The following is an 18974-nucleotide window of genomic DNA, read 5'->3' on the forward strand; positions in this document are numbered from 1 at the left end:
TACCAATTTGGATGGGAGGGCATCTATATGAGTTTGTTAGTTTCGATAGGACTCTATTATGCAAGTTCAAAAAATTCGGTTTTCAGTCATGTTATTTAATGTTGGTCTCTGTACTCCTGCGGTGTGACACCGAATTGACGCTTGAACACTTTGATAAAATAAGCCGGGTCCATATAACCAATCTCCATGCTGATTTCATATACTTTTTTGGTGGTCGTGACGAGCTTGTGACAGGCCCGATCCATGCGCAGGCGCGAGATATAATCACTAATGCCTTCACCCGTTTCGATCTTATAGATTTTGGACAGGTGGGTCGGGTGCAGATTGACATGGTCCGCCAGTACACGCAAAGAAACATCCAGATGCAGGTTTTTATCCGTAAAATCCTGAATCTTCTTCACATACTCGGAACGGATGTCCTTGATTTCGTTGGACGTGCCTTCCTTGAGTTTTCCAAGCACACTAAGCGCCCATTTGCGCAGTTTACTGATGGTGGTAAAGGCTTCTCCACTCTGCAACCACTCGATATCGTCACCCATTAGATTGGCCAATGTAAGCTTGTTACGGTGTGCGAGATTAGTGAACGAAGCCGTAATTAAAAAACCAGCCTCCATACAATGCTCCCACGATTCCGACCACTTCTCATCCAGTTCTGCACAGACGGCTAGTATTTTTTCCTCTGCCGCATCCCATTGACCACTCTCTAACAGGTGAATGAACGTGGGTGGGGTATACAGGACATCCAGCGGGCCTTGTGCCGAGGGAGTTTCCACATCGCTGACCCGCATGACGAATTCACGCTCGTCGCCGACAATTTGCCGGAAATAAGCGGAGGCTTGCCGAAAACGATCATATAACTGATCGGGAAACGCGAACCACTCGGTGATGACGATGGAGAGGGACCCCTTCAGAAACTGCTTAACTTTGGACTGAAGCTGTACGGAAAGCTTCTCCAGTATGGTTTCTTTGCCAATATCGGTATCGTTCACTTTCAGTTGAAGCAAAAACACCAGATACCCATGCTCCTCCTTCACGCCCCACACTTCCATAAACTCACCCATAATCTCTTCCGCCATATTGATAACCGCATATTCGAGCAAGGTTTGATCGTTGTTGTCATATTGTCCGAATTCTTCTTCCATACGTACAAGCATTAATGCACAATCCCCGGCGTGGAAGGGCAGATCGTAATTGGCAAGTTTCCGTGCCCATTCGCTGGAGGCAATTCGATGTCCCTGTAAAGCCTCAAGCAGCAGTCGACCCCGCAAATGCGGTAGGTTCTCCCGCAGGGTAAACTGAGTTCGTTTTAGTGAGCTGACGAGTTCCCATTCGGTATTTAATTGATCGATAGCTTTCTGAACGGCACCCATTAATTCATCATCCGTCGGTGGCTTCAGCAAGTAATCGACGGCTTCGAACTGGATGGCTTTTTTGGCGTAATCGAATTCAGAATGTCCGGATAAAAGAATACACTTTATTTTTTTGTCACGGACTCTGATCCGTTCGATCAGCTCAATGCCTGTCATTTCAGGCATCTGAATGTCCGAGATCACAATATCAATAGGGTGGGTATCGATCAGTTGAAGTGCTTCGTGTGCCGAATATGCTTTATGCACCTGTTCGATCCCCAGCGTATGCCACGGCTTGGTCATGGACAGGTTATCTACCCAATGTGCTTCATCGTCTACGATGATCATTTGCATGTTGTATTGTCTCCCTTGGTGGTTGGTATATAAGGCCAATCATTAAAATCAACGGATGTTCGAGTGAACGAGGTCGCTACGGATTCGAAGGGTTCTTTCGATCGCTGTTCAAGCCCCATTTTCTGAATTAGATGATTATAAGGTGAAAATGGTGCTTGAAAGGCGAACACTTCGTTTCTACAGAATCCCTTCAATCCTTCGCTTTGGTTCACATGTACTCTAACCATTTATTTTAAACAAGGCCTAATATAAAGGTGGAATTGTAATAATGGCGAAGCCTATGCCCCTATTCAGCCTTCTTTCAAGAAAGGCTTTCATGCGGGCACTTCCGAACGCTTGGCTTCTTCAAGTTCTTTCTGTCCTCTGCGTTCACGTGTAAATGGTTCGTTCAAAATCAATTCGTCAAATTATCGTTAGTATCGATATCAGTTATTATCGGTATTTCCTTTATTAAAATCAGTATCCTCTTTGGGGATCTCCCAGACCATTTCGGTTCGGAATCCGCCGAGAGGGGAGGGGCCGAATAGAAGGTAGGACTGATTGCCGAATAGGTGCATGATCCTCTGATTCGTGTTCCATAGGCCACAGCCCATTTCCTCCTGCAGCGGCTGCTGCATTTTCAGATTCAACGCTTCCAACTGATCTGGGCTCAAGCCGGGGCCATCGTCATCGATGTAAATTTTACAGAACCCGTCTGAGATCTCACCTGTAATCCGAATTTCCCCGGATGAATATGACTTCGATACACCGTGAATGACGGAATTCTCCACAATCGGTTGCAGCATTAATCGTGGTACGGACTGTGCAAGCATATCCTCAGGGATGTCGATGTGGTATTCAATTCTGCCATTACGCAGCTTCTGGATATCCAAATAGTTGACGAGCAGATTGATTTCTTCTTTTAGAGAAGATGTCTCTCGCTCCACTCGTGTCGTATAACGATAGTAGGCACTTAGGTTATGCGCCATGGACACGACGGCTTGCTCGTCCTTCATCTGGGCCATGTTGATGATATAGCCAAGACAGTTATATAGAAAATGAGGATTGATCTGCGCCTGTAGCTGCTTCAGCGTAGCTTCCTTGGCCCTGATCTTTTCCTGGAACACGTTCTCGATCAGGTCTTGAATCTGATGTGACATATCATTGAATCGATGGAACAAAAACGAGAATTCATTCTGATCCTTGCTATGCAGACGTACGGAATAATCTCCGCGCTGCACGCGCCGTAAGCCCTGGATCAGCTTTTTGATCGGATATTGGATGTTTCGATATAACAGAATGGAGGCGGAAATGCCTACCACAAACAGCAGAATCATAAAGAGATAGAACAAGTTCCGACTGAGCGAGATCGGCTGCAGAATCTGATAGAGTGGAACCACATCGACCAAATGCCAATCCAGATAGGAGGATTTCACCGAGCTAACGAGATACTTTTTCCCGTTCAGCTTGACGACATCCTGTGTGGTATCCTCTGGCGAGTGTTCATCCAGATAACGAATGAGTTCCTCGGATAGCTGTTTGTCTGCACTGCGATTCAGAATGGGCGAATTTCCTTTGTGATAAAAGAAAGGATCACCTTGTCCACCTGCCTTATACGTATCCAGCATGTTCTGAATATTCTCATAACTGAAGCTGGCTTCAATCACCAGATTGCTTCCCGTCAACATGCCCGGCTGGGCCAAGGAATCCGTAAAGAACCAGTAAAAGGATCTCATATCTTCTTTGGACTCGGCACCATCACCGTAAGTCCATTGTCCGCTCATATTTCTTTTTAGGTAATCCTCATCATACCCGTTTGTTCTATTATAGTTGGCAATGACATCTTGATTCTGTTGTGAATGCACAGCGTATCGAGTAGGCCATATATCGGTAACACCGGATTGAAGCATCAGCTTTTCCTGAATAACATATCGGGTCTGCATCTTGTCATAACGATCATTCCATATGTTCAAGCCATTAAATGCTCTGACATTGGGATCTCTTGAGAGAATAAGACTGAAGTCCATCATCTGGTTAATACGGGAATCGATCTGACTGGACAGAAACGTGAGCTGCTTCGTATTGGAGACCTGTAGCTCTTTGCTTACAACATCATAAGTGACGTTGTTCGAGTAGGTATACATGATAATAATGGGGATGAAGAGGACCACAATTAAACAGTTTATTTTGGCAAACAGACTAAACCGGGATCTGGACATTCTTCCAAATGATATAAAGCGCTTCCATGTATTCATAAAAAGTCTCCTTCAAATTCGTGTGTAAACAACCTCTTCAGATGATGTTCCTAACAAAACACTATCAAGCCTAACAATGTTATATAGTCAGACCTGAGAAATGCCTGATACTATTTATAGCAGAGATCCCCATTACACACAAAAACTTTTTTTGGGAACAGGAGCGCGCTATGGAGGCTAATATGGAAGCTAACCGGGTACCTCAGGCGGACATTGGGAGCAAGCCGAACAGAAAAACAAAAAAACGCTACAAACAACCATGGATTCTGCACTTGATGGTGTTGCCGGCGGCCATTATGGTCTTTATTTTTTCATACATTCCGATGTCCGGGATTTTGATGGCATTTCAAGACTATAAACCAGCACTGGGTTTTTTCGATTCCGAATGGGTCGGACTGAAGCATTTCAGATACATGTGGGAAAATGATTATTTCCTGCAAATTACGTGGAATACGCTGTTTTTTGCTTGTTCCAAGATCATTATGAACCTCATTATTCCGTTTGTCTTCGCCTTATTGCTTAACGAGGTACGGAAGATGGCGCTGAAAAGAACGATTCAAACGCTCGTATATTTGCCGCACTTTTTGTCGTGGGTTACACTGTCAGGCATTCTGATCGACATTCTGGCCCAGACGGGTATTGTCAATCAGTTCCTGGTCTCCGTATTCGGCATTAAGCCAATCTTCTTCCTGGGGGATGGCAGCTGGTTCCGGTTCACGATTATTGCGAGTGATGTCTGGAAAGAGTTTGGCTTCAACACGATCATCTTCCTCGCGGCACTGTCCGGCATTAACCCTGCACTCTATGAAGCGGCTGAAGTGGATGGGGCAGGACGCTGGAAGCAAACAATGTATATTACCATCCCGGCACTTATTCCTATTGGGATCGTAATCGCAACCCTGGCACTGGGTAATGTGCTTAACGCCAACTTTGACCAGATCTTTAACTTATATAGTCCATTGATTTATCAGCAAGGGGATATTATTGATACGTTTGTGTATAGAGAAGGTCTGCTAAGTGGGCAGTTCAGTTTCGCTACCGCCGTGAATCTGTTCAAATCGGTCATTAGTCTGATCCTGATTGTGATCTCCTATCGACTGGCTTACCGATTCGCCGGATACCGAATTTTCTAGAAAGGATGACGAACTCATGTATCATAAAACGATGCCTTACCGCATATTCAGCATAATCAACAATGTGTTACTGACCATCCTTTCGCTGCTCTGCTTGCTGCCTTTGTATCACTTACTCATGGTATCACTGAGCGCATCTGCTCCTGCCAATGCTGGACTGGTGACGTTCTGGCCGATTGGTTTTACACTGGAGGCGTATGCTAAGACGTTCGCCAATAGCAATTTCCTCTCCTCCCTGTGGGTGTCTGTGGAGCGGACGGTACTGGGAACAGGGCTTGCGTTAATCGTCAATACGATTGCAGCCTACGCGCTCTCCAAAGAGACGCGGGTGTTCCGTGCACGCAACATCTATCTGTGGTATTTTGTCATCACGATGCTGTTCAGCGGTGGTCTCATTCCGGGGTACATCCTGATTCTGAAGCTGGGACTGATGAATACATTGCTGGCGTTGATTCTGCCGGGATTGGTTGCGGTGTTCAACATTATCCTATTGCTGAATTTCTTCCGTACCGTTCCGAAGGATCTGGAGGAAGCTGCATTTATCGATGGGGCAGGACATTTTCAAACGTTTATCAAAATCTATCTGCCTGTCTCCGTACCCGTTATTGCAACGGTTTCGCTCTTTATGATGGTGGGACATTGGAACGCATATTTTGACGGGATCATCTACATCCGTGATGCGGAAAAGCTGCCACTGGCGACATTCATGCAGACGATCATCGTGCAGGCCGACATGTCGAAACTTGATCCGGAAGCGGTAGCGAACCTGTCCCAGCGGACCATTCGGGCTTCACAGATCTTTATCAGTGCGCTGCCGATCCTGCTCGTGTACCCGTTCCTGCAACGTTATTTCGTGACTGGGATTGTGGTTGGGGCGGTGAAGGAGTAGTTAAATGTAGGGGTTAGAATAGGGGTTGAAAAAGGAGTCACTGAACTGGGGAAGGCCAGGGAGGCGGCTTCTTTTTTTGTGGAAATTAACTAAAGAATACAATGTATGCAGATGTTAAAAGAATGGAGAGAAGAGATTATCTCTTTTTCTCTTTCCTGCAATGATAGGATTCCCGATGTCACCATGCTGGAAAAGCATCTTCTCTCGCGGCAAAAAAATGCATTAAGCAAGGTCGCTCTTAGGAGCGACCTTTTTGTTGTGATCATCTTACTAATGATAACGTGTTAGTAGGGTTGATTCATTTTCGCAAAAAAAGTGCCCATCAATAGAACTTAAATCATATCGTTCTTACTTCATGTTGAGTTGTGCTGTCCTTGCCGTAATTTAGTCCCAACTGATACGCCTGTTTCAGAAGTGCGTCATAATGCTCAGGCTTCGCATCCAGCGTTTCATATAAAAATTCAACGCTCGACCGGGGCACCCCGCAGTAATTGGCGATACCCACATTGAGCAGATTCTTGATCGATTCATCATAGTTTCGCTTTTGCATTTGTTCTTCCGTCACGCCCGCAAGAGTAATCCATAACATCTGCTGATGATGAAGCTTGTTCGATCCGTAGGCAAACCCGTTGTTCATGACACGATCCACATACCCTTTCAGCATGGCTGGCAGATGCCACCACCAGAGGGGAAACACAAAAGCGACAGCATCGTGCTTCTTCAATCGCTCTATCTCCGCTTCTATCTCAGGGGAGAATACCTGATGTTCCTTGGTAAAGTCAGGTTCATCTATGCCTTGGAGGACAGGGTCGAAGCCACTGCCATGCAAATCCAATATCTCAAAATCGTGACCAGCCTCGGCAAGGCCCTGCACGAAATGATCGGTAACCTGGAAGGTCAGGGAATCTTTTCTCGAATGGGACACAACGACTAATACATTCATCTTATCTTTCACTACCTTTCTGCATTGCTGTCTTGTAGCCATGAATCGCTGGCTGATGCTATTATAAACAGGTATGAAAACATCTGGAAGTACGCACTTTGATGTTCTATAGGAAGAATGAAGTGCCATAGGAACATCAAAGTACCCTGAATCACTACCTCGAAATGGAGTTCAAATAACTAAACGAAGAGAAATAAGAGGGTTATGATTATACCTCGGTAACAGCTTGATGAAGGAGGGATAAAAGTTGACGGAACATGGAAAAACGAGCACTCCAAAGAAATATAAAGTCGGCGTGGAGGCGGCCTTGGAAGTAATGGGCGGGAAGTGGAAGCCTTTGATTATTTATCATTTGATGACAGGACGGAAACGTACATCGGAGCTGCGTCGGTTGATACCGGACATCACGCAGAAAGTACTGACAACGCAGCTCAGAGGTTTGGAAAAGGACGAGATTGTGCAGCGAAAGGTGTATTCGGAGGTTCCTCCAAAAGTGGAATATGAGTTAACGAGCTACGGTTGGGGACTCAAACCCGCTTTGGACTTCTTGTGCTATTGGGGAGAGGAGCACCTCGAAAAGGTTCACGGGGATAAGTTTAAGGTGTTGGAGGAGTTAGACTATCCAGAGTGTTGAAGAGGCGAACCTGGTCCAGTTCGGTGATGGATGATAACGCTAATCCATATGTTGGTGATCTGTCAACCAAATTAGTCGAATAGAGAGGGACCAGTAGGTAAACTAAACGTAGACGACTTTAATCAGGGATTTCCCATAGATATGTAAATGAGATCCAGTCTTTCCGATTAAATCTTGAACATAATATAGCAAGTACCAATGGAGAGAAAGAATAGGAGGAATATCTTATCACATATTCGACGACTTACCCCAGAGCTGTTCTGAATTTAATATGCATGCTGGCCATTGAAGTTATTATTCTCAGTAATGTTATATTCGACGAAAATGGCATTCTGAAGTATTTCGGTATCGTTATATTGACTTTTATTCTGGGTTATATCATTTTTTTGATCCGGCGTTTGTTATTTACCAAACCGAGCATTACGCTGGAAAGCGATCATGTGATCTCTACAAAACATCGGAAATACGATGCATCCCAGATTGAGTGTATTTATGTGAATTACAGACGGATTGGTATTAAACTCTATGGAAAACGGTTAGTTCCGATGGATTTATGCTTTTATTTCCAAAGAAATCAGGAGTCCGAAGGATTAGAGGAGTTACATGCATGGGCGGCACGGAATCATAAAGATATGAAACACAAGTTCTTTCAAACCTTGGCGTAGAATCGTAGTTTATTGTATTGAGACCGTATGTCATGAGGATGATGAGAGCGTAATATTGTTCCTTTTGCCGAATAAAATTTGAAAGTTCTGGAGGTGTACACGTTGAAAACAATAGAACAATTACTAACAAGTGATTGGTATAAAAACGTCATTGCCGAGCTCGTTCAGCTAAAACCCCACGTCAAGTTTGTCGAGCATGCCAACTATGAAGCAGAGCTATTAATGGATTCTTTTAGAGAGCGGAAATATGTTCTGGAGGGCTTTGGGGTCTCGTCTCCAATAGAGGAAGAATGTGTTCAGTGGATCATGGAGCAGATCGCCGAAGACAAGGACAAGATTATGTCTTATGTGGCGGCTCGATTAACGTTCAGTGAGCAATTAGACGATGATCCGGACGGAGAATTCCCAGAAGGCGAAGAGCCTGATTCAGGAGATAGATCTGAAGTGGTCGAGGTGTTAGGATTTACGAGATCAGTTATCGCTAACACGATCATTGAATATGATATGGTCAAAAATCATCCAAAACAGTTAACTGCATATTACAAACGTACACGTATTCCAGGTGCAGCTAAATTCTCAACACAAATTAAAAAGCTCTACGCCTCAATAGCAAAGTAGATTCTAAAGATCAACAGGAGAGATGCCCATGAAATATCTAACGAAAGAATGGTATGAGATGTGTCAGCGTACTGGACTTCATTTTGGGATGAGGGTACATAGGGGAACTAACGAATTGGACGAAGCTCTTTTTCTGAGGCTGTACAAAAGAAAAGAAAAAGCGCATGTAAATGTGGAACGTGAGATATATAACATCGATCCTCGTTCTATGCTGAAGCATGATGGTACGGTTCTTGTGCGTGCTGACCAGTTTTTTAGTGAGGAAGCGGTAGCTGAAGAGGATCAGATGATTTATCATATGCCACCAGAACAAAGAGCGCATATCGAGAAACTCATTGCAGAACATGATGTCCGCCCACCTTTTGACGAGAAAAAATGCAAAGAAGAGTATAAAGAAACGATGGAATGGAGTGTCCAAAGCCAGAAAGAGCGTTTACCCCAAAACATCGTTGAGCAAATTGCAGATATCCGTGTGTTTACGCTCGGTTATTGCACAAGAGAAATATTGCTTCAGTTAAAGAAACAGAGTGCGGAAAATACGAGAGAGATGGACCGCGTATCGAAAGAATACAGGGAGGCCATTTTAGCGCAGGATATTTCGGATGAAATTCGTAGCCGGGTTCAGTTTCATGATTGTACAGTGACGGAACTACTGACGGGAGAGGAAGCTGTCATTCGTTTTGATACCAGTGGAGGCTTCACTAATATGAATAAACTTACGCTGATTACACCCGAAATCATCAGGCAAGAGGGAGAGATTGTAGGCAGTTACTGGCTGTATCAGGAGCTATATCGGATCGACAACGGATATGAACTGCACGTTCTTTTTGGAGGAGAGCCTATGCCTGAGTTGATTGTTCGCTGTGAAGATATTCTTGCAGAGGAAGAGTAAGACAGAGCCCTAGAGGCTGAGTATGGAGGGAATGTAGTGAACATCAATACAATAGAAACCAAATGTTCTTCAAGATACGATGAGTTCGATCCCGAACAAGACGGAAATAAAAACACGAAATTTGCAGACATCATTATTGATGGTAGATCGCTCTATCAGATACTGAAAAAACATGATTTGGTACCTTGTCTAGGATGGGGAAGCGACGAGTATCAACGACTTCTTATTGACTATTTTCTACTTAATAAGCCACATGAATCCATGTATTATAGATATCCGATTTTAGTTTGCCCTTGGTGTGGAGATGAAGAATGTGGATTTATCTCAGTAAAGATTGATAGAGAAGATGATGTTGTAATCTGGAGTGATTTCTTATTGAACGACAATAAAATAGATGTGGGCCCATTTTATTTTCATTGGGAAAATTATAAACAAGCCATTGAAGCTACCTACGGAACAGCGGGAATTCAGTAGCTGAAAGAAGGAGGTATACTCTACATGGGCATGTCTGATTATTATAAGAACCTTAGGGAAAAGATCGGAAACGAGCTGATTTTTATGCCGGGTGTGGCTGGGGTTATCCGAAATGACCATGGAGAGATATTGTTCGGTCGTAAACATAATGAAACCAACTGGGCTTAATTGCTGGGGCAATCGAGCTCGGTGAGACACCTGCTCAAGCGATGATAAGAGAAGCATGGGAAGAGACAGGACTTATCATAGAACCGGAGAAAGTGATAGGGATCTATGGTGGTGAAGAGCAGCGGTTTACATACAGTAGTGGTCACCAGGTTGAATATTTAACAATCGTATTTGAATGCAGTATCAAGTCTGGACAACTGGCATCCGATAATGAAGAGATGAAGGATCTGCAATTTTTCCCCGAGCATGAGCTTCCACCTATTGCAAATAAGTATCCGGACTATATTTTTAGTTCTAACCAAGAGGAACGAGCGCATTTTATTATATAGTCTCAATCATTAAAAGGAGGAGGGCTCATGAGAAGCTCCAGGTTTACACCATATTTAAGTTTTATTGGTTTTGGGTTAATTATCATGACTGGTCATAAATCTTATTTTTAAATATGGAAGGAGATTGGATGAAGGTTCCCTTATGCTATTATCGGTTGCCAATGCCGTCTCATTAGTTTTCACTTTAGTATGGGGATTATTTGGGACTATTGAGTTGTATTTAATATTGAATTCGAATAAGAAACTTAAATCCGGATTGGACACTGGGGGGATAGGTAAAGAAGAGTATATGAAATTAGCCAAAAATCATAAATTCAGTTTCGTTGTAAATATAAGTTATCTAGTTATGCTTTTAATTCAACTTGGATATGTCATTATGAATGGGACGAGGTTGATGTTTAGGAGGAATTATAATTGAAAGCATTGTCGATCATTGGTATTGTGTTATTTACACTAACGTTTTTTATGATATTCGGATTAGGGCCAGAAGATCCTGATGGCGCAGCAATTTTTGGACTTTTCAGTATGCTGTACGCCATACCTTTTTCAATTGTAGTTTTGGTTAGAGCTAATAAATTAAGAAAGCCACGTGCAAATGTTCACGAACAGCTTCTGCAATTAGGTGAGTTGAGAGAAAAAAATATCATTACTGAGTTTGAGTTTGAACAGAAGAAAGAGAAGCTGTTCTCTAAAATCAAGTAGTTCAGAGACAACTACATACCATAATGGAGGCCCGCCTAAGATAATAGTTATCCGGGTGGGTCTTATTATTAATAAATATCTTCGTTAATTAAATGATCTAAATCGACCTTACTCGTTCGTAATATTTAACGTTTCATCGGTAATGGTCTTACCATCACTCCCCAATGCCTGAACAATCACATGGTGATGCACAGACTTACCCGCAATATCCCACGTTATCTTCCAACCATCGTCCTCGTTAGTATCATACCCAATAAGTTCTCGTTCTCCCCAAGTCTCAGTTCCTGTTGGGACGGCCCAGAACAGAAGTGTTTCCGCGTTGGTCGCCTTTACTGTGACATTTAACTCTGTGCTATCTGTAGGAACTATAATCCAACCTTCTTTTTTGGGAAAGTTAGTCTCAACATTCGTAATTATGGGCAGAGCTTCATTTCTTAGGACAACTTCAGTGTCATGATTTTCAGTAGGAGCATCTGAAGCACAGGCTGTGAGAAGAAGGAAGAGGAGCAGAAGCAACGGTAAATATGCTCTATTTGTCATGATTATTACCTCTTTCTATATATCGGTATTCACTAATCCTCCAGCGTAATTCCCTCGCACTTGGTTTGACAATACGTTATATGCATGTAAACATAACAGTTAATCAATTACAGTTTAATATAAGTAAGGAGTTGTGAATCAGGATGGAACTCTTTGGAGCTTTTATAGCGTTGATCCTATGTTTTATTGTGTTTCTTATCGTTGCTGCAGTTATACGCTATGCGATAGATTCATCAAAAACATCGAAAAGACTTGAGGATCTAATAAAAGAAGTACACTATTTGAGAACTGAAATTAAAAAACAAAATAACAATAAACAAGGCGATAATAAATATATTATTGACGAGAAAGTATAGGATGCTTACTCAAGAAGCCATACCTTGCATCATGCAATTCGTTTTATGGAAGATGCAAAGTGATTTCATTGAGCTCGTGGAAGAGAGCGATGAGAGGTACAAATGTTATGTATTGAAAAATACAGTCCAAATATTTAAGCAATCCATTAAGGATGAGGATTTAAATGATGTCCGCATCTTTATATCGACGACTATTCTGTTAGATGCAATTGCTGATGTAATAGATTCATATTTGCATTGGTTTACGGAGTGTGAGGCCGCATTTCGAAATTATTATGAGAGTGAACTTCGTGAACAAGTACATAAGGATTGGTTTAATGAAATTGAAGTTTATCAAGTAGATATCACATTTAATAGTCAAGAGGACTACGGAGCAACGATAGCCTGCGGAGACAATGTGTTACAAGATCACATTATGATTATTGATTTTGATCGAGAACATATCCAGGCTATCCACTTAAATGGATAAGCTAATTATATATACCATTGATGATGATATTTTGTAGTCTGTTGTTTTCTCTTAGCTCCAGGTAGTTAAGAAATAGAAGAAGTGTTATCAGTACAAGGATCACTGACATGAACTTTTGGAAGTTTCCCATGGTAGATTTAACCTCCTCGTTATATTAAGTAAATCACAGTGTACAACAAATTAATTTGATAATGCCATTTGTATTACATAACACCTGAATGGAATTAAAGTTACGTGCAAAATGAAAAACAGGACTATTCCACTACCGGGAATAAGTCCTGTTTCCATTTGCAACCACTCATACTCAATGATGATGATGCGCATGAGCATCCGGTGCGTCTCCTTTGACGGTGCATAATACCGAGGTGTCGTGAAGATGCTTCTCAGACTCGACTTGCAGTGTCACATGTTTGATTTCTTTATGCTCCAACAGATGCTCAATCTTCTGAACAAGCACTTCTGATGCGTATACATCAATCGTTCCGTCTACCACAATATGAGCGGTCAATGCATTCAGGTTGCTGGTGATGGACCAGACATGTACGTCGTGCACGCCTTTGATGCCATCTACTTTCTGAATGGTTTGTACAAGGTCATTTACATCGACATTCGCAGGCGTTCCCTCCATCAAGATATGCAAGGATGATTTGGTGACAAAGAATCCACTGCGCAGTACCAGTACAGCAACTATGACACTCGCGAGTGGATCGGCCCATCCCCATCCGAAGAACATCATGAGCAAAGCCGCAGCAATGGCGCCAACCGATCCCAGCATATCACTGATGACATGAAGATAAGCTCCGCGCATATTCAAGTTTTTCTCCGTATCGCTACCGCGCATCATGATCCATGCCACCAGGATATTAATGAGCAAGCCGATGATACTGATGATCAGCATGCCTACTGTTGCGACTTCTGGTGGGTTGATGAAGCGACCAATCGCTTCGTAGAAGATGTAAAGAGAGATGGCGATTAAGGTGACCCCATTTAACGTGGCTGCCAAAATCTCAAAGCGTCTGTACCCGTACGTTTTGCCTGTATTCACCGCTTTTTCGCCGAAGGTGAACGCCAGCAAGGCGATCCCCAAAGCTATGGAATCAGACAACATATGACCTGCATCGGAGATGAGGGCCAAGCTGTTCGTCATGAATCCGCCAACGGCTTCAACAATCATATAAACGGTAATAATAATGAAGGAAAATAACAGTACTTTCTTGTTATTGGTACTACCATGATTGTGTCCATGGTCGTGGTTGTGATGATGTCCGGACATATGAGATCCTCTCCTTTGGAGCCGTGCTCCGTTATGTAATTGATTTCTTTTGTGACTACAAGTGATCTTCGAAAATGATAAAGTGCTAATACATGAATATATGAGTGGTTATTCATATGTTATGGTTTTATTATAGGTGCGCCTAATAATAGTGTCAACCAGATTGGAGAAAATATAAACATGGACGCGGGACCTCATTGCATGTACGCTGGCGATTTACGGTGCTTTTGTGCTAACATCTGTGCAGGATCAATATCGCGGAGCTATATTATTTCAGCTTACAGAAAAGGGGCGGACAACGATATGAAGAATCTGCTTCTGGCGGACGACGATGCCAATATTAGAGCACTCCTCCGGCATGTCATGACCAAGGAAGGGTATCGGGTGCATGAAGCACAGGATGGAGTGGAAGCGGTCAAGGTTATGCAAGCAACGCCGATCGATCTGGCGATTCTGGATGTGATGATGCCAGGTATGGACGGGCTGGAGTTATGTGATTTCATTCGGCAACAGTACGACATTCCAATCATGCTGCTGACAGCACGGGATCAGCTATCCGACAAGCGGGATGGGTACTTGAGAGGTACAGATGAATATGTGACGAAGCCATTTGAACCCGAGGAACTGGTCTACCGGGTTAAGGCATTATTTCGTCGGTACCATCGCACGTCCAGTGATATCATTCGCATGAATCGCATCGTGATTGACCGGAACAATGTCGAGGTCTCCGATGGGCAATCGATTCTCTTTTTACCAATGAAGGAGTTCGAGCTACTCTCTCAACTTGCTCAGTTTCCGGGGCGCTTATTCTCGCGTGATGAACTGATTCGGTTAGTCTGGGGAGCGGACTATGAAGGAGATGATCGCACCGTGGATGTACATATTAAGCGGCTGCGTGATCGTTTTGCCGATTATGCGGATGACTTTGTCATTCAGACGGTACGGGGGATTGGTTATAAGATTGAGGTGAAAGCGCATTGAGATCACTGTACTTTCGGGTGTTCATGATTACGATCGCGGTGATTCTGGTCAGCGCCATGCTGGGTTTTCTTTTATCCAATATTTATTATCATGCGAAGCTGAAGTCTTTCAATGACGAGAAGTTGGTGGGCATCGCGACGCAAATGAAGCAGTTTGTGGAACAGGAGCCCGCGACGGTAGAGCATTACCTGAACAATGCCGCAGCGCTCGGTTACGAAATTTATGTGACGGATGGAAAAGGGAATGACCAATTCTATGGCCGTGAATTTCGCCAGAAGGATCTGGACAAGCAGGCTGTAGATCGGGTATTAGGTGGTGAGATATACCACGGCGTTGCCGAGTTTCCCAGCAAACCTTTCATTACCGGTTTCTTCGATAATCAATTAAGCAATACCGTTGGTGTTCATCTACAGATGGGCAATGCAAGTTATGCGTTGTTTATGCGCCCGGATGTTATTTTGCAATTCGGTGAGTTGCGTATCTTTTTTGCGTTGATTGGAGCGTTTACGGTGGGCATTAGTATTCTGCTCTTTATAATCAGTACCCGCTATCTGGTGAATCCGATTGAACGTCTGTCCGAGGCGACCAAACGCATTGCCCAAGGAAACTATAATTTGAAATTGTCCACGACTAGGCGTGATGAGATTGGACAGCTGGCCCAGCATTTCATGACCATGAGTCGTGAATTGGAGCGGGTGGATCAGGCGCGTCAACAGTTTGTATCGAACGTATCTCATGAGATTCAATCGCCGCTGACCTCGATTCAGGGTTTTGCCCAACTGGTAGCGGATCGGGATCTGCCTGAACAGGAACGGGAGCACTATGCCTCCATTATAGAGGAAGAGAGTCGCCATCTCTCGTTGCTCAGTAAACAATTACTGCTGTTGTCCTCCCTTGAGCAAGGCCATGAGGATTTGACCAAAGTGAGATTCTCTCTGCGAGATCAATTCCGCCAAGCGGTTCAGGTGCTTCAATGGCAGTTGGAAGAAAAAGAACTGTTACTAAGGATCTCGGTACCCAAATCCATCCAACTTTATGGCAATGAAGTGCTGCTCATGCAAGTCTGGATGAATCTGCTGGGGAATGCCGTGAATCATCTTCCACAGGGGAGAAGCATTGAGATTCGTGCAGAAGAGACCAATGCCCAGTGTGTAATCCATATTCGGGATACAGGAGACGGGATTGCAGCGGAGCATTTACCTTTCCTGTTTGATCGATTCTACCGGGTTGACCGTGCGAGAGAGCGCTCTTCCGGCCGAACTGGACTTGGACTTGCCATTGTGCAGAAAATTATCCGCATTCATGACGGTACGATTGAGGTCTCCAGTTCGTCAGAAGGAACGGTCTTTACCGTGACGCTTCCGCAGTTGTAATCTGTTATTCATTTGCCGTTCATTTTCGCCTCCTATACTTGGGTTATCAAGAGGAGGTCAGAGAATATGTACTTGGCTATTAGAGAGATGAGATTTGCCAAAGGGCGGTATGCATTAATTGCTACAATTATGGTGCTTGTATCATTTCTGGTTTTGTTTGTTACAGGCCTGGCACAGGGGCTTGCGTATGATAACGCGGCATCCATCAAAAATATGGCAGCAACCCATTTTGTTCTGGAGCAGGATTCGAATCATCGGTTTACCCGCTCCCAGGTGAATCAGGACGAGCTGGAGCAGACACGCTCCGTTGTGGGGCAAGAGAATGCTGAACCGCTGGGTGTAAAAATGACAACAGTCAGTCCAGCTGGCGATACAAAGAAGATTGATGTAACGCTATTCATGGTGAACCCGGAAGGTTGGCTGGCTCCAACCGTAACGGATGGCTCTCCAATCACGGATCTGAAAGACGGGCAGGTTGTAGTGGATCAAAAGCTATCTGAATCTGGCGTGACGATTGGAACGGTTCTGGTCGATCAAGCCTCGGGAACGGAGTGGACCGTGGGTGGATTTGTGGAAAATGAGTCCTTCAGTCACTCACCAGTTGTGTTCTTGAACGAGCAGGAATGGCTCGCTATTCAGGAAGGTTCCCGTACTTCGCTAGGAAAAGCAAACTCTAATGCTCCGGTATACAATGCGATTGCCGTTAAGGATGCAGGCGAGAAGGTAGATAGCCTTAGTGCCGCTTTGCCGAATACGGAAGTAATTACGAAGTCCGATGCGGTATCGGCTATTCCTGGTTACAAGGAAGAGCAGGGCTCGCTGCTCATGATGATTGCCTTTTTATTTGTCATCTCGGCGTTTGTGCTTGCGGTATTCTTCTACGTCATCACGATTCAGAAAACGAGTCAATTTGGTATTTTGAAAGCCATTGGGACGCGAAATTCATATTTGGCGGGCAGTGTTTCGTTGCAAGTATTGCTTCTGTCCATTGGCAGTCTGGTGATCAGTGTGCTGTTGGTTCAGTTGTTTGAATCGATCTTGCCAGCTTCGATGCCGTTTCAATTAGGCTTGTCCACCCTGGCACTAACCTGCGTGTTATTCGTGGTGATGTCTATGGCGGGTTCGTTATTCTCGGTGTGGAAGGTTACCAAAATTGATGCGCTTGATGCGATTGGGAGGACAGCAGCATGAGAAACCGATTGGTACTGCAGGGAATTACACAGTCTTTTGAAGATGGCGGGGTCAAACGGACGATATTGGATAAGTTGGATCTTAAGGTGGCCGAAGGAGAACTCGTCGCGGTCATGGGACCTTCCGGCTCAGGCAAAAGTACATTTCTGTCCATCGCAGGTGCACTGCTTGAACCAACAGAGGGACAGGTTCTGCTGGATGGCGCATCGATTATGGGCAAAAACAAACAGGACATATCCGATGTTCGGCTCCAGCAGCTCGGGTTTATTTTTCAAAGTGCCAACCTCATTCCGTACCTGAAAGTGGAAGAACAGCTCATGGTGGTCGCTAAGCTTGCTGGAACGGACAAAAACAAGGCTGAGAAGCGAGTCGATGAGCTGCTGGATACGGTAGGTTTATCGCATCGGCGTAAGGCATATGCTGAGAAGCTTTCCGGCGGAGAACGCCAGCGGGTTGCCATTGCCAGAGCTTTGATGAATGATCCAGCCGTCCTGCTTGCGGACGAACCGACAGCCAGTCTGGATGCGGAACGCGGACTGGATATTGTGGGCATGATTGCACGGCTCGTGAAGGAGCAAGGCAAGAGTACGGTGATGGTTACGCATGATGAGCGGATTTTGCCGCTATGTGATCGGGTTCTCTTTTTGGAAAACGGGAAATTGGTACACCATTAGCGCTCAGAGTGGATCGTGTAAACATTCTTTAGTTCAACTGAAATAACATTAGAAGGTCCATGGATTCCCGATGGGAAAAGTGGCCTTCTTTTTTCTTTTTTGATCTATAATGAGAGATAGAACTTATAATGGAAGATTTATTTTACATAGAGAGGATCGGATAGAAAAATGAAGACTTTGGATCGGGAACAGTTCCCGGCGCTTAGCACATCGATTCATTGGGGAATTGTCAAAGCGGAGTTTAGACTGAATGCCATCGTGGATGAAACGTTGGTAAGCAATGTGAGTATCATCCCGTTTGTCGGGAAACGAGTGGTTGTTTTTCAGATCGATAACGGAAAATGGGAGCTGCCCGGAGGAACGTTGGAGGTAGGAGAGAAGTATATGGATGGACTGCAACGTGAAGTGATGGAGGAGCTCGGAGCCAAGTTGGTCACGTATCAGATGTTTGGGCAATTTCATTGCATGTCGAGTGCGCCTGAGCCGTATAGACCACATATTCCTCATCCTCATTTTGTAAGACTTATTGGCTACGGAGAGGTTGAACTCGTGGGCCAACCGCTGAATCCGGTGGATGGGGAACAGGTAATTGCTGTAGAGGTTGTGGAGATTGGTGAAGCGATCAGGAGATTTGAAGAACAGAATAGATATGACATTGCAGAAATGTACCGATTGGCCTATTTGCTTCGAGAAGAAGCAAACGGTAAGTAGCTGGAATACTAGTTTATTCTAA

19 protein-coding genes and 1 pseudogene are annotated in these 18974 nt (G+C 44.2%); 15 read left to right on the forward strand and 5 right to left on the reverse strand.

Translation table 11 applies throughout. The annotated features are described in order from the left end of the window. Positions 1–95: 95 nt before the first annotated feature. The gene (locus RS891_RS07870) at positions 96–1703 is read right to left on the reverse strand and encodes a response regulator transcription factor (protein ID WP_315794986.1); all 1608 of its coding nucleotides are present in this window, start codon (positions 1701–1703) and stop codon (positions 96–98) included. 425 nt (positions 1704–2128) lie between these two features. Continuing rightward, the gene (locus RS891_RS07875; protein ID WP_315794987.1) at positions 2129–3937 is read right to left on the reverse strand and encodes a sensor histidine kinase; all 1809 of its coding nucleotides are present in this window, start codon (positions 3935–3937) and stop codon (positions 2129–2131) included. 275 nt (positions 3938–4212) lie between these two features. On the opposite strand from RS891_RS07875, the gene RS891_RS07880 reads away from it, so the two are divergent. Together RS891_RS07880 and RS891_RS07885 are read left to right on the forward strand one after the other, a co-directional pair. Further along, the gene (locus RS891_RS07880; protein WP_371129260.1) at positions 4213–5070 is read left to right on the forward strand and encodes an ABC transporter permease; all 858 of its coding nucleotides are present in this window, start codon (positions 4213–4215) and stop codon (positions 5068–5070) included. A gap of 16 nt (positions 5071–5086) precedes the next feature. Next, complete coding sequence (locus RS891_RS07885) at positions 5087–5959, forward strand: carbohydrate ABC transporter permease (protein WP_310852340.1); 873 nt, start codon at positions 5087–5089, stop codon at positions 5957–5959. A gap of 337 nt (positions 5960–6296) precedes the next feature. Here the strand turns inward: RS891_RS07885 and RS891_RS07890 are convergent, their stop codons facing one another. After that, positions 6297–6902 (reverse strand): NAD(P)H oxidoreductase, encoded by a 606-nt coding sequence (locus RS891_RS07890; RefSeq protein WP_113051472.1) that lies wholly within the window; start codon positions 6900–6902, stop codon positions 6297–6299. 316 nt (positions 6903–7218) lie between these two features. Between RS891_RS07890 and RS891_RS07895 the strand changes: the two genes are divergently transcribed. The 6 genes and pseudogenes from RS891_RS07895 to RS891_RS07920 all read left to right on the forward strand — a co-directional run bounded on the left by RS891_RS07895 (position 7219) and on the right by RS891_RS07920 (position 11384). Further along, positions 7219–7536: a winged helix-turn-helix transcriptional regulator gene (locus tag RS891_RS07895; RefSeq protein ID WP_315796231.1), complete on the forward strand. Its 318-nt coding sequence runs from the start codon at positions 7219–7221 to the stop codon at positions 7534–7536. Positions 7537–8303: 767 nt separating this feature from the next. Further along, the gene (locus RS891_RS07900) at positions 8304–8819 is read left to right on the forward strand and encodes a hypothetical protein (RefSeq protein ID WP_113051475.1); all 516 of its coding nucleotides are present in this window, start codon (positions 8304–8306) and stop codon (positions 8817–8819) included. A gap of 28 nt (positions 8820–8847) precedes the next feature. Continuing rightward, entirely contained in the window at positions 8848–9711 is an 864-nt protein-coding gene (locus tag RS891_RS07905; protein WP_315794988.1) for a DUF4085 family protein, read from the forward strand. Between the two features lie 36 nt (positions 9712–9747). Beyond that, a complete protein-coding gene (locus RS891_RS07910; protein WP_113051477.1) occupies positions 9748–10185 on the forward strand; it encodes an oxidoreductase in 438 nt (145 codons plus the stop codon). Positions 10186–10209: 24 nt separating this feature from the next. Continuing rightward, positions 10210–10682: pseudogene (locus RS891_RS07915) on the forward strand (NUDIX domain-containing protein). Between the two features lie 414 nt (positions 10683–11096). After that, entirely contained in the window at positions 11097–11384 is a 288-nt protein-coding gene (locus RS891_RS07920) for an SHOCT domain-containing protein (protein WP_113051479.1), read from the forward strand. Between the two features lie 108 nt (positions 11385–11492). Here the strand turns inward: RS891_RS07920 and RS891_RS07925 are convergent, their stop codons facing one another. Beyond that, positions 11493–11924: a hypothetical protein gene (locus RS891_RS07925; protein WP_315794989.1), complete on the reverse strand. Its 432-nt coding sequence runs from the start codon at positions 11922–11924 to the stop codon at positions 11493–11495. 143 nt (positions 11925–12067) lie between these two features. On the opposite strand from RS891_RS07925, the gene RS891_RS07930 reads away from it, so the two are divergent. Continuing rightward, positions 12068–12280 carry a hypothetical protein gene (locus tag RS891_RS07930; protein WP_063564054.1) on the forward strand — a complete coding sequence of 71 codons (213 nt, stop codon included), beginning with the start codon at positions 12068–12070 and terminating at the stop codon, positions 12278–12280. 1 nt (position 12281) lies between these two features. Further along, on the forward strand, positions 12282–12749 hold the full coding sequence (locus tag RS891_RS07935; protein ID WP_315794990.1) for a hypothetical protein: 468 nt from the start codon (positions 12282–12284) through the stop codon (positions 12747–12749). Between the two features lie 304 nt (positions 12750–13053). Here the strand turns inward: RS891_RS07935 and RS891_RS07940 are convergent, their stop codons facing one another. Then, positions 13054–14022, reverse strand: coding sequence for a cation diffusion facilitator family transporter (locus tag RS891_RS07940; protein WP_315794991.1), 969 nt, complete (start codon positions 14020–14022; stop codon positions 13054–13056). A 303-nt stretch (positions 14023–14325) separates the two neighbouring features. Between RS891_RS07940 and RS891_RS07945 the strand changes: the two genes are divergently transcribed. The 5 genes from RS891_RS07945 to RS891_RS07965 all read left to right on the forward strand — a co-directional run bounded on the left by RS891_RS07945 (position 14326) and on the right by RS891_RS07965 (position 18952). Further along, positions 14326–15003, forward strand: a complete 678-nt coding sequence (locus RS891_RS07945) for a response regulator transcription factor (RefSeq protein WP_113051483.1) — start codon at positions 14326–14328, stop codon at positions 15001–15003. Continuing rightward, the gene (locus RS891_RS07950; RefSeq protein ID WP_113051484.1) at positions 15000–16376 is read left to right on the forward strand and encodes a sensor histidine kinase; all 1377 of its coding nucleotides are present in this window, start codon (positions 15000–15002) and stop codon (positions 16374–16376) included. The genes RS891_RS07945 and RS891_RS07950 overlap by 4 nt, the downstream gene beginning before the upstream one ends. Before the next feature lie 66 nt (positions 16377–16442). Then, positions 16443–17567, forward strand: coding sequence for an ABC transporter permease (locus tag RS891_RS07955; RefSeq protein ID WP_315794992.1), 1125 nt, complete (start codon positions 16443–16445; stop codon positions 17565–17567). After that, entirely contained in the window at positions 17564–18241 is a 678-nt protein-coding gene (locus tag RS891_RS07960) for an ABC transporter ATP-binding protein (protein ID WP_315794993.1), read from the forward strand. Before RS891_RS07955 ends, RS891_RS07960 begins: the two co-directional genes overlap by 4 nt. A gap of 168 nt (positions 18242–18409) precedes the next feature. Beyond that, complete coding sequence (locus RS891_RS07965; protein ID WP_315794994.1) at positions 18410–18952, forward strand: NUDIX hydrolase; 543 nt, start codon at positions 18410–18412, stop codon at positions 18950–18952. The last annotated feature ends 22 nt before the right edge of the window (positions 18953–18974 follow it).

Origin of the sequence: Paenibacillus sp. BIC5C1 (assembly GCF_032399705.1) — a bacterium.
In the GTDB taxonomy this organism is placed as follows: domain Bacteria; phylum Bacillota; class Bacilli; order Paenibacillales; family Paenibacillaceae; genus Paenibacillus; species Paenibacillus taichungensis_A.

Bases quoted from the DNA above. Each gene is read 5' to 3' on its own strand.
- RS891_RS07935 (WP_315794990.1), top strand. From the start codon at position 12,282: ATGCTTACTCAAGAAGCCATACCTTGCATCATGCAATTCGTTTTATGG.
- RS891_RS07965 (WP_315794994.1), top strand. From the start codon at position 18,410: ATGAAGACTTTGGATCGGGAACAGTTCCCGGCGCTTAGCACATCGATT.
- RS891_RS07880 (WP_371129260.1), top strand. From the start codon at position 4,213: ATGGTGTTGCCGGCGGCCATTATGGTCTTTATTTTTTCATACATTCCG.
- RS891_RS07945 (WP_113051483.1), top strand. From the start codon at position 14,326: ATGAAGAATCTGCTTCTGGCGGACGACGATGCCAATATTAGAGCACTC.
- RS891_RS07875 (WP_315794987.1), bottom strand. From the start codon at position 3,937: ATGAATACATGGAAGCGCTTTATATCATTTGGAAGAATGTCCAGATCC.
- RS891_RS07895 (WP_315796231.1), top strand. From the start codon at position 7,219: ATGGGCGGGAAGTGGAAGCCTTTGATTATTTATCATTTGATGACAGGA.
- RS891_RS07925 (WP_315794989.1), bottom strand. From the start codon at position 11,924: ATGACAAATAGAGCATATTTACCGTTGCTTCTGCTCCTCTTCCTTCTT.
- RS891_RS07960 (WP_315794993.1), top strand. From the start codon at position 17,564: ATGAGAAACCGATTGGTACTGCAGGGAATTACACAGTCTTTTGAAGAT.
- RS891_RS07870 (WP_315794986.1), bottom strand. From the start codon at position 1,703: ATGCAAATGATCATCGTAGACGATGAAGCACATTGGGTAGATAACCTG.
- RS891_RS07890 (WP_113051472.1), bottom strand. From the start codon at position 6,902: ATGAATGTATTAGTCGTTGTGTCCCATTCGAGAAAAGATTCCCTGACC.
- RS891_RS07905 (WP_315794988.1), top strand. From the start codon at position 8,848: ATGAAATATCTAACGAAAGAATGGTATGAGATGTGTCAGCGTACTGGA.
- RS891_RS07955 (WP_315794992.1), top strand. From the start codon at position 16,443: ATGTACTTGGCTATTAGAGAGATGAGATTTGCCAAAGGGCGGTATGCA.
- RS891_RS07940 (WP_315794991.1), bottom strand. From the start codon at position 14,022: ATGTCCGGACATCATCACAACCACGACCATGGACACAATCATGGTAGT.
- RS891_RS07930 (WP_063564054.1), top strand. From the start codon at position 12,068: ATGGAACTCTTTGGAGCTTTTATAGCGTTGATCCTATGTTTTATTGTG.
- RS891_RS07885 (WP_310852340.1), top strand. From the start codon at position 5,087: ATGTATCATAAAACGATGCCTTACCGCATATTCAGCATAATCAACAAT.